Origin of the sequence: Bifidobacterium mellis (assembly GCF_000967265.1) — a bacterium.
Lineage (GTDB): Bacteria > Actinomycetota > Actinomycetes > Actinomycetales > Bifidobacteriaceae > Bombiscardovia > Bombiscardovia mellis.
The window spans coordinates 409,552-422,682 of record NZ_KQ033885.1 but is presented as its reverse complement, the minus strand read 5'-3'; the positions used below and the strand labels follow the sequence as shown (position 1 = coordinate 422,682).

Genomic DNA, 13,131 nt, shown 5'->3' with positions numbered 1-13,131 from the left:
CCTTGCGCACCCGGAGCCCCCTGTAATCAGAACCCCCGTCGGAATCCCTGTCCGGCATAACCTTCAACAGTCATGCCGAACAGTGGGAAGTCATCAGTCGAATTCGGTGATGACTGAACGGATGACCTCGCCGTTGACCAGCTGCTTGTAGGCCTCGTCGATCTGGCTCAGCTTGATGTGCTGGCTGACGATGTCATGCATGTTCAGCCTGCCGTCCACAGCGAAGTCGGCATACATGGGAATGTCGTGCTTGATGTTGGTGGAGCCCATCCACACGCCCTTGAAGCCGCGCTGGTGGACCAGCAGGTCGGCCGGGTTGATCTCCAGGGAGACCGTGGCATCCGGCTTGGTCAGGCCGATCGGGTAGGCGGTGCCGCCCACGCCCAGCATGTCCCAGGCCTGCTTCATGGTGACGGGCAGACCGATGGCCTCGAAGGCCTGGTCCACGCCGCCGTCAGTCAGCTCGCGCACCTTGGCCACAGGGTCCTCGTTCTTGGAGTTGATGACATCGGTGGCGCCGAACTTGCGGGCGAACTCCAGCTTGTTGTCCAGCAGGTCGATGGCGATGATCCGCTTGGCGCCGCAGATCCGGGCTCCCGAGATGATGTTCAGGCCGATGCCGCCGGTGCCGATGACGGCCACGGTGTCGCCGGGACGCACATGGGCGGTGTTGATGGCCGCTCCGGCTCCGGTGATAGTGGCGCAGCCGATGCAGGCGGCCTCATCCCACTTGACCTGGTTGTTGACCACGGCCAGCTGGTTCTCGTGAATCAGGGCCTTCTCGGCGAAGCCGCCGGTGCCGAAGGCCTGGGTGATGGGCCGGCCGTCCGGGAAGGACAGACGGGGCTTCTCGCCCGCGCCGCGCACGCACTCCTGCTGCTGGGTGCAGGACTGGGGCTGGCCCTTGAGGCAGTTGGCGCAATGCCCGCAGACCTGCTCCAGGGAGGCCACCACGTGGTCGCCCACCTTGATGCCGGACACCTCGGGGCCCACGGCCTCGACGATGCCCGAGATCTCATGGCCGATCACAGCCGGGAAGGGGAAGAACTTGTCGTCATCCTCGACCAGGTGCAGATCCGAATGGCACAGACCCGAGGCCTGCACGTCCACCAGGACCTCCGCGCCAATGGGGTCGTCAATGATGATCTCCTCGGGCTGGGCAAAGCCCTTGCCGATGCCGTAGGCAATCGACGCCTTGATCTTCTGAGGCATAAACCATCTCCTAATCACAATGCCGCCACCGGCCTCATGCCGGGCAGGGCAAAAACAACGTTGAATATTTTGCTGTGGCCACGGCCATCCTCAATGTATGCACCGCTGCCGCAGACCACTTTCATGCTAGCAGGAAAGAGGGGTCAATAGGCATTTAGACCGGCCCGGGAAGAGGCCTCCGGCGTTTCCTCGACGGGGACTGCAGGCATCCATAGAATGGGCTTCATGTGTGGACGATTCGCGGCCGACCTGGACTACTCCAGCCTGGCCCAACACTACAGTGCCCGGCAGGCTCCCGGACTGCCCGAACCCTCATGGAACATCAGCCCTGGGTCGGTCATCGCCCTGGTGGCCCAGGACCGACACGGGCAGCGGCACCTGCATCCGGCCCGCTGGAACCTGGTCCCCTCCTGGTCCGAAAGCGATCGGATGGCCTACCCCACCCACAACGCCCGGGTGGAGAGCGCCCTGACCAAGCGGACCTACGCGGACTCGGCCAGGAGTCAGAGGGCCATCATTCCGGCCAGCGGCTACTACGAGTGGACACCTGATCACCAGCCCTACTACTTCCAGGCCCCCGACGGCCACACCCTGAACATCGCCGGCCTCTACTCCTGGTGGCGTGCCGGGCCTGGTCAACCCTGGCTGCTGACGGCCACCATCCTGACGACGCAGGCCACGCCAGGGGCCGCCCGGGTGCACGACCGGATGCCCCTGCTGATCACTGATGAGAACGTGGACCCCTGGCTGGACCCAGGCATAGAGGGCAGTACGATCCTGCCCCAGGCTGTGGAGCCTGGCCGTCATGCTTCTGAAGAACTGACCATGCACCCGGTGGCGCCCCTGAAGGGGGACGGTCCGGAGCTGACCGAGGCTATGGCCCTGGACCAGAGGGTCAAGAGAATTTAGAGGGCTCCTGGGATTCAGATGGTGAAGCCCAGCTCCCGCGCCGCCTCGGTGGGGACCGGGTCGTAGGCCCAGTACTCGCTCAGGTTGTCGTCGGAGGACAGGCTGCGAATCTCGGCCTTGTCGATGTAGACCTCACCCGACAGATGGTCGGTCTCATGCTGGAAGATGCGGGCCGGCCAGCCGTGCATGTGCTGGCGGTGCTTGCGCCCGGAACGGTCCTCCCAGCTGGCCGTGATGTCCAGCCAGCGCCGCCGGACCGCCTGGAATCCGTCCAGGGACAGGCATCCCTCATAGAAGGCCGCGGTCGCCTGCCCGATTGGCTCATATGAGGGGTTGATGATGACCCTGAAGGGCAACTCGTCGATCTGGCGCGGATCGTCCTCATCGTCGCGGACATGGTCCTCGATGACGGCGATGGCCAGGCCCAGGCCCACCTGGGGTGCCGCCAGTCCCACGCCAGGGGCCTCAAGCATGGTGGCCCGCATGGCCTTGAGCAGCCTGTTCAGAGTCTTGGCTGCCAGCTGACCCTTGTAGGGCCGGGCCTGCTGGCGCAGGACGGGCTCGCCCATCTGCACGATGGGCAGGAGCTCCTCTTTGCCGGCCTCGGCCAGCATGGATTCCACCCGGTGGTCGAGATCGGCGTCGAAGGCCGCCTTTCTGCCGAACATGGATGATTCCGCCTTTCCTGGGTCGTCGGTTCAGATGGCCAGCTCGTCGGCCACGACCGAGGCCAGCCGTTGGCAGACCTGGTCGGCCTGCTCCTGGGTGGCCGCCTCGACCATGACCCTGACCAGGGGCTCGGTGCCCGAGGGCCGCAGCAGGACCCGGCCGGTGTTGCCCAGCATCCGCTCCTCCGCCTCGACCGCATCCTGGACCTTGGCGTTGGTGCGGGCCGCGTTCTTGTCCACGCCTGAGACGTTGATCAGTTGCTGCGGCAGCTGGGGGAAGTCGGCGGCCAGTTCCTTGAGGCTCTTGCCCGAGCGCACGACCTCCTTGGCCAGGGTCAGGGCCGTCAGGGTCCCGTCGCCGGTGGTGGCGAACTCCCGGTTGATGACGTGCCCGGACTGCTCGCCGCCCAGGGTGTAGCCCCCGCGCAGCATCTCCTCCAGGACGTAGCGGTCGCCCACAGCCGTCTGGACGGTGACGATGCCCATCTGCTTCAGGGCCAGTTTGAGTCCCAGGTTGCTCATGACGGTGACCACCAGGGTATCGTTGGCCAGCTTGCCCTCGCGCTGCTTGGCGCGGGCCAGGATGCCCATGATCTGATCGCCGTTGACCATGTTTCCCTCTTCGTCCACGGCCAGACAGCGGTCGGCATCCCCGTCGAAGGCCACGCCCATGACCGCATCCGAGGCCTTGACCATGGCCTGCAGCTGCTCGGGATGGGTGGAGCCGGCGTGCTTGTTGATGTTGTAACCGTCGGGCGAGGCGTTGATGACCACCACGTCCGCTCCGGCCCGGCGCAGGGCCTCGGGGGCCACCACCGAGGTGGCTCCGTTGGCGCAGTCGGCCACGATCCGCAGACCGTCCAGGGGCTTGGGCTGGGTCTTGTCGGGGGCGACAGGGGCCACGGCCTCCACCAGATGGTCGATGTACATGTTGGTGGCGGTCACCGTGTCATGGGAGACACGGCCCACGCCCTCGCCCACCGGGCGCTCCCAGTCCTGGCCCAGGACCGCTTCGATGTCGTCCTCCTTGGAATCCTGGAGCTTGAAACCACCCCGGGCGAAGAACTTGATGCCGTTGTCGGGCATGGGGTTGTGGGAAGCGGAGATGACCGCCCCCATCTCCACGTTGAGCACGCTGGTCAGGTAGGCGATGCCCGGAGTGGGAATGATGCCCACGTCGATCACGTCGAAGCCGCCCGATGACATGCCGGCGGCCAGGGCCGAGGCCAGAAAGTCCCCGGAGACCCGGGTATCGCGGCCGATCAGGGCCCGTCGGCGGCCCGCGGACCGATCCGCGCCACGGCCCAGGACACGGACTGCCGCATCGCCCAGATCCAGGGCCAGCTGTGCAGTCAGGTCTCTATTGGCCAAACCGCGTACACCATCGGTACCGAATAATCTGGGCATTTGCTCTCCTCCGAACGTACCATCCTGCATGCAGGCAACAGATTCATTATGGCCCCGACCCTGACCCGTCGCCACCCGGGCCAGGGTCGGGCGGAATACTCAGCGCAGCCGCTCGTTGTATTCGCGGACCTTGAGGATGCGCCTGGAGGACTCCGTGTTCTGGATGATCATCCCGCGCAGGGCCTTGGGGGCCTCGGCGTAGTCGGCCAGCCAGGCATCGCCCGCCTTGACCAGGGCGGCCGGGTCGGCCTTGGTCGGGTAGAGCCCGCCTGCCGACAGGGGGTTGAGCAGGGTCTCCGCAATGTGGAAGGTCTTCTGGGTCCAGACCTCGTCCACGGCCGCAAAGAAGCGATCCACATAGGGCGCGAAGAGCTCCTGGTCCCCGGAACCGGAGAAGCCGTCGGCCAGGGCCTCGATCTGCGAGTTGGTCAGATCCTCGTTGTGCAGGGCCTGATCCCAGGCCCAGGCCTTGGCCTGATCCGTCGGACGGGCTGCCCGGGCTCCCATGGCGAACTCGCGGTTCTCCGTGGTGTCTTTCGCGGCCAGCTCCCGGTCGATCTCGCCGTCAGCCAGCAGGTCGTGGGCGGACAGGGCGTGGATGATCAGCCAGCGGGTGTTGTTGTCGATGGTCAGCCCCTCCAGCTTCAGGTCGCCGCTCAGCAGACCACGGGCGTGATCCTCGAAGTCGGCGTCGTCCCCGTAGCCCAGGTAGGCGCGGACCAGCTGGAACTGCTCGTCCGAACCGGGCTGGGCCTTCATGGCCAGATCCCAGAGCGTGCCGGCCACCAGCTGCAGCATGGGCTGGCGGCGACGGGAGGCGGTGAAGTGGTGGGCTGCCGTGGAGATCTGAGACAGGGCGTAGCGGAAGGTGGTGGACTGATGCTCGGTGGCCAGGGCCTTCAGACTCAGGCTGATGAAGCGCTCGGCAGGGAACTGCGCATCCCGGGTCATGTCCCAAAGGCTGAGCCAGACCACAGCCCGGGCCAGACGGTCCTCAATCCGGTAGAGATTCTGCGTGGCATACTCCAGGGAGTCCTGGTCCAGACGCAGCTTGGCGTAGGTCAGGTCGTCATCGTTGATCAGGATCAGGGCCGGACGCTTCTTGCCAACGACCTGGGGCACTTCGGCTCCCTGGCCCTCCAGATCCAGCTCGAACCGGTCTGTGCGCACCACCTTGCCGGACTCGTCCTCGTCGTAGAAGCCCACAGCCAGGCGGTGCGGGCGCAGGACCGGATGCTCCTCGGGGGCGGTCTGGTCGATCCGCATGGCGGTGATGGTCCCCTGCTCGTCGGTCTGCACCAGGCTGGTCAGCGTGGTGATGCCGGCCTCCTCAAGCCAGAGCCGGGACCAGTTGCCCAGGTCGCGGCCGCTGGTCTTCTCCAGCTCGGTCAGCAGATCCTTCAGGGTGGCGTTGCCGTGGGCATGGGCCGTCAGATAGTTGTGGATGCCCTGGAAGAAGCGCTCACGGCCCACGTAGGCGACCAACTGCTTCAGCACAGAGCCGCCCTTGGCGTAGGTGATGCCATCGAAGTTGACCTCGGTATCGTGCAGGTCACGGATGGGGGCCACCACCGGGTGGGTGGTAGGCAACTGATCCTCGGTCAGGGCCCAGCTCTTCTCGCCGGAGCAGAAGGTGGCCCAGTCGTCGGTCCACTCGGTGGCCTCGGCGGTGGCCAGGGTCGACATGAACTCGGCGAAGGACTCGTTCAGCCACAGGTCGTTCCACCATTTCATGGTCACCAGGTCGCCGAACCACATGTGGGCCAGCTCATGCAGGACGGTCTCCACACGGCGGTTGATCTGGGCCCCGGTGGCCTTGGACTCGAAGACATAGGAGTCGCGGAAGGTGACCAGGCCGATGTTCTCCATGGCGCCAGCATTGTATTCGGGCACGAAGATCTGGTCGTACTTGGCCCAGGGGAAGGGCAGGTCCCAGGTCTTGGCGTAGAAGGCGAAGCCCTTCTTGGTCACATCGAAGAGGTATTCGGCATCCCCGTCCAGGGAGTCCTTCAGCGCCTGCCGGCAGTACAGGCCCATGGGGATGGTCCGTCCGTCCTCGTTCCGATACTCGCTGGTCCATTGGGCGTAGGGGCCGGCGGCGAAGGCGGTCAGGTAGGAGCTCATGACAGGGGTGGTCTGGAAGATCCAGCGGGTCACGCCCTCGGTGCGGCCGCCCTCCAGGGTTCCCTCGGCGGTGCGGCTGTCCAGGTCCTGATGGGAGGCGGGAGGCATGTTGGACAGGACCGTCCAGGATGCCGGTGCGTCCACGGTGAAGTCGAAGACGGCCTTGATGTCGGGCTGGTCGAAGACGGCATAGACCCGGCGGGCGTCGGGCACCTCGAACTGGGAGTAGAGGTAGACGTTGCCGTCCGAGGGGTCCACGCTGCGATGCAGTCCCTCGCCTGTGCGCGAGTAGCGGCAGAGGGCCTCCACCCGCAGCTGGTTGTGCCCGCGCAGGTCGTTGAGCTCAATCCGGTCCTCCCGGAAGGCCAGAGCCGGGTCCAGACGCCGGCCGTTGAGCTCGATCAGGCTGACCTGGTCGGCGATCAGATCCACAAAGGTGGACTCCCCCGGCCTGGCATCAAAGTCGATCAGGGCTGTGGAGGGGAAGGTGGCAGGCCCCTTGGTCAGGTCCAGATTGACCTTGTAGCTGACATTGGATACGACGACGGCTCGCTCTTCGGCTTCCACACGAGTCAGATTGGCTCCGGGCATGAATTTCCTTTCGCGCATGGATGCCGGTGCCCCCACCGGCATCGGCATAGGTCCTGTATGGATATGGCATGTCAAGTCTAATGCGGGCACCAGCCGACGGGCCAGCGCGACGATTCCCCTCTTTTCTGACGGCGCAGTCCGGACGGGAATAGTCGGGCCTTAAGGCGGTTGTTCATGGTCCATGCCTCACGAGTCTGGCAGAAAGGGAGCGTCATGCAGGTCCGGACCGGGTTCACCACTCAGCAGCTCAACATGCTCTGCCAATACTCCTACGGGATCGGTCGGGGGGATGTCAAGACCCGGCCGGGCCTACACCTGTTCGAGGATCCGGCCCTGGGAAGCTACTGGGTACTGCGGTCCCGCTACTGCCCAGAAAACGGCTTCGAGGGGATGATCGCTGCCCCGGACCTGGAGGGCGGCCCGGACTATGCCCATTTGGTCGTGGTCTACGCAGGCACCAACCTGCGCGATGACCCCCGCCACGACATCCACGCCGCGCTGACCTGCTTCCTGCCGCCGCTGAACGGGGAGCCGGGACAGACACAGCAGGCAGGCATCCTGGCCGAGCAGGCACTTGACCTGGCCCGGCGCAGGGCGGGAACCGACCGTGGGGTGCTCTTTACCGGGCATAGTCTGGGCGGAGGCCTGGCCCTGATCCAGGCGGCGGAGCAGGACCTGCCCGCCCGGGTCTTCTGCGCCGCCGACCCCTGGCGGGTGCTGGACCAGGAGCAGCGTCAGCGGGTGGCCCGTCACCACGGGGACGGAAAATTCCTGGACTATCGTCTGGGCAACGACCGGGTGACCGGGACCGCCAATCGACTGCTGAGCGGACAGGCCGACCGCAGCGCCTGTGTGGTCTGGTGCGGCAAGGGACCCAGCAGGTTCGGACACTGGCTGGGCGACTTCGACTTCGACCAGGGCGGCGAGGTCCTGGTCGAAACTCCCCTTACGGTGACCGCATATCCACGGTAGTATAGAAACTGGGCGGTCTCCAATGAGGGAGCGTCACCCGCCCGCAGGGATGTCATGTTGGGTTATTCAACTTCGTCCGTGCAGGGCCTACACGCATATCAGAGAGGATATACGATATGAAAGCATTGATGTACTACGGCAAGGAAGATGTACGTCTGGAGGACGTACCCGAGCCTGAGCTCAAACCGGGGACCATCAAGATCCACCCCGCCTTCACGGGCATCTGCGGTTCCGACCTTCACCTCTACTTTGACGGCGAGCAAAACGGCGGCAACTCCAAAGACACCCCGCACCCTCTTTCCGGGGAGACCCTGCCGGTGGTCTTCGGCCATGAGATCTCCGGAACCATCGAGGCCATCGCCGATGACGTGCACACCGATATGAAGGTGGGCGACTCCGTGGTGGTCGAGGCCGAGATGGCCTGCGGAGAATGCCCCGCCTGCAAGGCCGGCAACTACAATGACTGCCCCAAGCTGGGCTTCATCGGCATCAACGGCTGGGGCGGTGGCATGAGCGAGCACATGGTGGTGGCCGCCGAGCGCGTCTTCCCCGTGGGCGACCTGCCCCTGGATCAGGCAGCCCTGATCGAACCCTTCTCAGTGGCCTACCACGCCGTGCGTCTGATCCATACCGAACCCGGGCAGACCGCCCTTGTCGGCGGAGCAGGACCTGTCGGCCTGCTGCTGGGAACCGTGCTCAAGGCCAAGGGGCTCAAGGTCATCATGTCCGAGCTCTCCCATGCCCGCAAGGACAAGGCCCTGCAGTCCGGTGCCGCTGACCTGGTCATCGACCCCAGCAAGGAGGATCTGCTGGAGCGGGTCAGGACCGAGACCGATGGCCGTGGCGCCGATGTGGCCTTCGACGCGGCCGGCGCGGAACCAGTGGTCCACCAGCTTCTGTCGGCACTCAAGGCACAGGGCAGCCTGGTCGTCGTGGCCATCCACGTCAAGCCCGTCAACTTGAACCTGACCATGGAGATGGGCTTCGGCGAGAAGCTGATGTCAGGATCCATGGGATACGCCAACGATCATGCCGACGCCATCAAGCTCATTCATGACCGGAACATCGACCTGTCCACCTTCATCACCGACCGGATCAAGGTCGAGGACATCGTGGACAAGGGCTTCCGTCCGCTGCGTGAGGACGCGGAAAACCACGTCAAGATCATCGTGAGCATGTAAACGCTCCCTTCTGCTGATAACACTGAAGGCTCCGGCCATCCTTCTGGGCGACCGGAGCCTTCGGTATTCAGTATGCAGGCAGCGGCGATCAGTCCTGCGGCTGCACGTCGGTGGCGATGTCGGCCACCACGGGCACGATCATGGGCCGGCGGTGCAGCTTGCGGGAGATCCAGCCGCCCAGGGTGCGGCGCATCATCTGCTGGAGCTGGTAGGTGCCGGTGGTCCCCTTGGACATGGCATCCTCAAGCTGATCGACTATCTGGGAGTTGATGGACTTGAACTCGCTCTCGTCCTCGGCCACGGCGTTCAGGTAGAGCTTGGGGCCGGAGACGACCTTGCTGGTCTCGGTGTCGACCACGGCGAAGGCGGAGACGAAGCCCTCGGTGCCCAGAATCCGGCGCTGCTCCAGCTCGTCGTCGGTCAGCTGACCCACCGAGTCGCCGTCCACATAGACGTATCCGCAAGGCACGGATCCGACCACGGCGGCCTGGCCGTGGTAGAGATCAACCACGTCGCCGTCCTCGGCCAGGACCACATTCTGCGGATCCACTCCGGTCTTGACGGCAATCAGGCCGTTGGCCACCAGATGCCGGTTCTCGCCGTGGATGGGCATGGCGCACTTGGGCTGCACGATGTTATAGAAATGCAGCAGCTCACCCTCATCGGAGTGGCCGGAGACGTGGATGGCCGCGTTGTCTCGATTGACCACCTTGGCGCCCAGACGCACCAGCTTGTTGATGACCTTGTAGACCTCATGCTCGTTGCCGGGGATCAGTGAGCTGGCCAGGATGACCGTGTCGAACTCGTTGATGGTGATGTCACGGTGGGTCCCGTCGGCGATGCGGCCCAGAGCCGCCATGGGCTCGCCCTGGGATCCGGTGCACATGTAGACGATCTTCTCGTCGGGAATGCTGTGGGCATCCTTGAGGTCGACCACGGTGTCCTCGGGCAGGTGCAGATAGCCCAGGTCGGAGGCGATGGACATGTTGCGGACCATGGACCGGCCGGCGAAGACCACCTTGCGGCCGAACTTGTGGGCGGCATCGACAACCTGCTGCACCCGGTGGACGTGGCTGGAGAAGGAGGCCACGATGATCTTGCGCTGAGCCTCGGCGAAGGCCTTGTCCAAGGCGGGGGCGATGGAGATCTCGGGCTTGACGAAGCCAGGGACCTCGGCGTTTGTGGAATCGACCATGAGCAGGTCCACACCGGACTCACCCAGCTTGGCGAACTCCCGCAGGTCGGTTAGACGATGGTCCAAAGGCAAGGGGTCGATCTTCATGTCGCCGGTGTCGATGATGTGACCCGCAGGGGTGCGCACCGAGACAGCCAGGGCGTCAGGAATGGAATGGGTGACCGCCACGAACTCCAGGCTGAAGGGGCCCACTTTGAGCTTGTCGCGGCCCTTGACCTCAACCTCGGTGGGCTTGAGATGATGCTCCTCACACTTGGCATCCACGAACCCCAGGGTCAGCTTGGAGCCAATCAAGGGGATATCAGGACGCAGCTTGAGCAGATAGGGCACGCCGCCGATATGATCCTCATGCCCATGGGTCAGCACCAGGGCATCCACCTGATCCAGCTTGTCCTTGATGTAACTGAAGTCGGGCAGAATCAGGTCCACGCCCGGCTGCTCCTCCTCCGGGAAGAGCACACCGCAGTCAATCAGCAGAATGTGGCCGTTGTACTCGATCACATTCATGTTCCGGCCAATCTCCCCCAAGCCACCAAGCGGGACGATACGCATGGAGCCCTTACGGTACTTGGGGGGCGCCACCAGACGCTGCTCGGTCTGGGTGCCCTTGCCGCGGGCAATGGCGCCGTTGCGGCGGCTGCGGGATTCACCCCGGGACCTGCCAGACCCCTGCTTGCCGTTCTTGGAGGAGGACCGACGATTTCTGCTCTTGCCGGTCGTGTTTGATTCTTCTTGTTTTCTTGCCATTCTCACTTGTGTTTCTATCATCTGTGCCCCTGCCTGATACAGGGACGACGCTTGGTTGCTTGTCAGGAACGCATCAGCCCTGCGGCCTTCATGCCTTTCTCGGCTTGGATCAGCTGGTCCTTGCCAGGCCCAAGATTAGGGAGCCTCATCGTCGTGCTGTCCAAGACGCCGGCCACTTTCAAAGCGGCCTTGGCCATGACCGCCTGCTGCCCTTGGCCGTTCAGAGCCTGGACCAGCGGGTCCAGACGCAAGGCCAGATCCCTTGCGCCGTCCAGGTCGCCAGCATCGAAGTCGTCGGCCAGGCGCCTCATGGGTCCGGACGCCACATGGGCAATCACCGAAATGACACCGACCGCACCCAGGGCCAGGAAAGGCAGAAAAAGCCCGTCATCACCCGAGTACCAGGTCAGGCCGGTCTCCCGACGTTTGCGAGGCACGGAAGCCAAGTCACCCGTAGCATCCTTGACGGCCTCCACATGCGGCAATTCGGCAAGACGACGGTAGGTATCCACAGTCACGTGCAACCCAGTGCGGCCAGGTACATCGTAGAGCACGATAGGACGATCCGCAGACCGGCAGACGGACCTGAAATGCGCTACAACCCCATCCTGGGAGGGCCGCGAATAGTACGGCATGACCACCAACAGGGCATCCGCCCCGGCTTCCTGGGTCATCTCGGCCATGCGTACCGTGTGCGCCGTATCATTGGAGCCTGCTCCAGAGATGACGGGCACATCGACGGCATCCTTGACGGCTCGTACCAAATCGACTTTCTCTTCCATGTGGGTGGCCGGAGATTCACCGGTGGTGCCGTTGACCAGCAACCCATCCGCCCCATCAGCCACAAGCCTGCGGGCCAGTTTGCCAGCGGCCTCAAAATCCACGGACCCGTCATGGTTCATGGGGGTGACCATGGCCGGCACGACCCGCCCGAACGGGGCCTTATCCAATAGATGGGTTTGAAGCTCAGACATACTTCAACGCTACTTGCAGACGGGGACTCATCACCTTCGCGACACCCCCCCCCGCTGTCAGTCTTGGACAAGTAACGTGCGCCGAACCTCCATGAACCCTGCCCAAATCAACAAGAGGGGAAAGAGACGGTCCCCAGCAGCATAAGCCAGATGGCAGGGCCAGCCCGGTCACCCTGCCGCATCCCACGATGTGCGTCCGATCCGTGCCTATAAGCAGAGAGCAGCATCCCGGGGCAAGCTCATTGTTGGTCCTGCACGGCGGTGCCGCCGCGTGCCAGGGCGGCCACCAGAGTCATCAGGTCGAAGATCAGCGCCCAGGCCGCCAGCCACTCGAAGGAGGCGTCACGGTCGTCGCCCGCGCAATAGTCGATCGCCCACAGGTCCTGCAGAAACCACAAGGCGCCCGTCGCGCCCACCGCCACGCACCAAGGCAGACACGACAGGGGGAAACCCCCGGACAGCAGGCACAGCATCCACGACGGCACCACACACGACGCAGCCGCAGCCGCCCACGCCGCCACACGGCCACGCACCATATCCGACACGAACCGCAGCCAGGTCACCCCGGCCACCACCAGCACAGCCACCGACACGAACACCCAACGCATCACCCCCGGACGCTCGCCGGTAATCGCGCCGAACGCCACCCCCCAGCAGGGCATCAGCGGCATCGTCAAAGCCAGGCACCAGAACCCCGGACGCCCCCCACGGCTCTCGAACCGGCTCAAAAACCACGCCATCGCAAAAATGGAGAACAGGCCCGCCAGGCAGAACTGCGCACAACGGTCGCGCACCCACTGCTCCTCCTGGTCGTACAGGAAGGCCCAGCCCGGCACGAACCCCGCCAGGAAGGCCGCCCCGTACACCGCCAGCTTGCGCACCACGCCGGCACGGGAAAAGGCACGCTCCCCCGCAGGCGCATGACGCGCGCAACCCGCCACACGCGACATGATCGAAGACGCGCTCTGCAGCCAGGACCTCCCCACAGGAAGCCGCAAGGAACCGGAAACACCAACAGCCATCACACACCACCCTCCCGCTCAAAGCATCGAATCCGCCACTCGACCCGCCAGAGCGTTGATTCCGTTCTTATATCAGAGTCGTTCATGCAGGCCTCTTCCCATCTCGCATTGTCGGGGTTCGTCCTTTCC

The 13,131-nt window shown here is 64.5% G+C and carries 10 protein-coding genes; 3 read left to right on the top strand and 7 right to left on the bottom strand.

The annotated features are described in order from the left end of the window. Positions 1–93: 93 nt before the first annotated feature. Positions 94–1,212 carry a zinc-binding dehydrogenase gene (locus JF70_RS02105; RefSeq protein ID WP_052323105.1) on the bottom strand — a complete coding sequence of 373 codons (1,119 nt, stop codon included), beginning with the start codon at positions 1,210–1,212 and terminating at the stop codon, positions 94–96. A 225-nt stretch (positions 1,213–1,437) separates the two neighbouring features. On the opposite strand from JF70_RS02105, the gene JF70_RS02100 reads away from it, so the two are divergent. Next, positions 1,438–2,121: an SOS response-associated peptidase gene (locus tag JF70_RS02100; protein ID WP_045936029.1), complete on the top strand. Its 684-nt coding sequence runs from the start codon at positions 1,438–1,440 to the stop codon at positions 2,119–2,121. Positions 2,122–2,135: 14 nt separating this feature from the next. On the opposite strand, the gene JF70_RS02095 is transcribed toward JF70_RS02100, so the two are convergent. From JF70_RS02095 to pepN, 3 genes are all read right to left on the bottom strand, one after another. Further along, positions 2,136–2,789 carry a peptide deformylase gene (locus tag JF70_RS02095; protein ID WP_045935112.1) on the bottom strand — a complete coding sequence of 218 codons (654 nt, stop codon included), beginning with the start codon at positions 2,787–2,789 and terminating at the stop codon, positions 2,136–2,138. A gap of 30 nt (positions 2,790–2,819) precedes the next feature. Next, positions 2,820–4,196 carry a phosphoglucosamine mutase gene (gene glmM / locus JF70_RS02090; protein WP_029677825.1) on the bottom strand — a complete coding sequence of 459 codons (1,377 nt, stop codon included), beginning with the start codon at positions 4,194–4,196 and terminating at the stop codon, positions 2,820–2,822. A 99-nt stretch (positions 4,197–4,295) separates the two neighbouring features. Next, on the bottom strand, positions 4,296–6,911 hold the full coding sequence (gene pepN, locus JF70_RS02085; protein ID WP_045935111.1) for an aminopeptidase N: 2,616 nt from the start codon (positions 6,909–6,911) through the stop codon (positions 4,296–4,298). A gap of 213 nt (positions 6,912–7,124) precedes the next feature. Between pepN and JF70_RS02080 the strand changes: the two genes are divergently transcribed. Continuing rightward, positions 7,125–7,883 carry a Tle-like phospholipase domain-containing protein gene (locus tag JF70_RS02080; RefSeq protein WP_045935110.1) on the top strand — a complete coding sequence of 253 codons (759 nt, stop codon included), beginning with the start codon at positions 7,125–7,127 and terminating at the stop codon, positions 7,881–7,883. Positions 7,884–7,999: 116 nt separating this feature from the next. After that, entirely contained in the window at positions 8,000–9,064 is a 1,065-nt protein-coding gene (locus JF70_RS02075; RefSeq protein ID WP_045935109.1) for a 2,3-butanediol dehydrogenase, read from the top strand. An 88-nt stretch (positions 9,065–9,152) separates the two neighbouring features. Here the strand turns inward: JF70_RS02075 and JF70_RS02070 are convergent, their stop codons facing one another. The 3 genes from JF70_RS02070 to JF70_RS02060 all read right to left on the bottom strand — a co-directional run bounded on the left by JF70_RS02070 (position 9,153) and on the right by JF70_RS02060 (position 12,864). Continuing rightward, the gene (locus JF70_RS02070) at positions 9,153–11,006 is read right to left on the bottom strand and encodes a ribonuclease J (RefSeq protein WP_045935108.1); all 1,854 of its coding nucleotides are present in this window, start codon (positions 11,004–11,006) and stop codon (positions 9,153–9,155) included. 62 nt (positions 11,007–11,068) lie between these two features. After that, positions 11,069–11,980: a 4-hydroxy-tetrahydrodipicolinate synthase gene (gene dapA / locus JF70_RS02065; RefSeq protein WP_045935107.1), complete on the bottom strand. Its 912-nt coding sequence runs from the start codon at positions 11,978–11,980 to the stop codon at positions 11,069–11,071. A 239-nt stretch (positions 11,981–12,219) separates the two neighbouring features. Next, complete coding sequence (locus tag JF70_RS02060; RefSeq protein WP_156149562.1) at positions 12,220–12,864, bottom strand: hypothetical protein; 645 nt, start codon at positions 12,862–12,864, stop codon at positions 12,220–12,222. Between the last annotated feature and the right edge of the window lie 267 nt (positions 12,865–13,131).

Excerpts from the sequence above, each read along its gene's own strand:
- JF70_RS02105 (WP_052323105.1), bottom strand. The coding sequence starts at position 1,212 with ATGCCTCAGAAGATCAAGGCGTCGATTGCCTACGGCATCGGCAAGGGC.
- JF70_RS02100 (WP_045936029.1), top strand. The coding sequence starts at position 1,438 with ATGTGTGGACGATTCGCGGCCGACCTGGACTACTCCAGCCTGGCCCAA.
- JF70_RS02095 (WP_045935112.1), bottom strand. The coding sequence starts at position 2,789 with ATGTTCGGCAGAAAGGCGGCCTTCGACGCCGATCTCGACCACCGGGTG.
- glmM (WP_029677825.1), bottom strand. The coding sequence starts at position 4,196 with ATGCCCAGATTATTCGGTACCGATGGTGTACGCGGTTTGGCCAATAGA.
- pepN (WP_045935111.1), bottom strand. The coding sequence starts at position 6,911 with ATGCCCGGAGCCAATCTGACTCGTGTGGAAGCCGAAGAGCGAGCCGTC.
- JF70_RS02080 (WP_045935110.1), top strand. The coding sequence starts at position 7,125 with ATGCAGGTCCGGACCGGGTTCACCACTCAGCAGCTCAACATGCTCTGC.
- JF70_RS02075 (WP_045935109.1), top strand. The coding sequence starts at position 8,000 with ATGAAAGCATTGATGTACTACGGCAAGGAAGATGTACGTCTGGAGGAC.
- JF70_RS02070 (WP_045935108.1), bottom strand. The coding sequence starts at position 11,006 with ATGGCAAGAAAACAAGAAGAATCAAACACGACCGGCAAGAGCAGAAAT.
- dapA (WP_045935107.1), bottom strand. The coding sequence starts at position 11,980 with ATGTCTGAGCTTCAAACCCATCTATTGGATAAGGCCCCGTTCGGGCGG.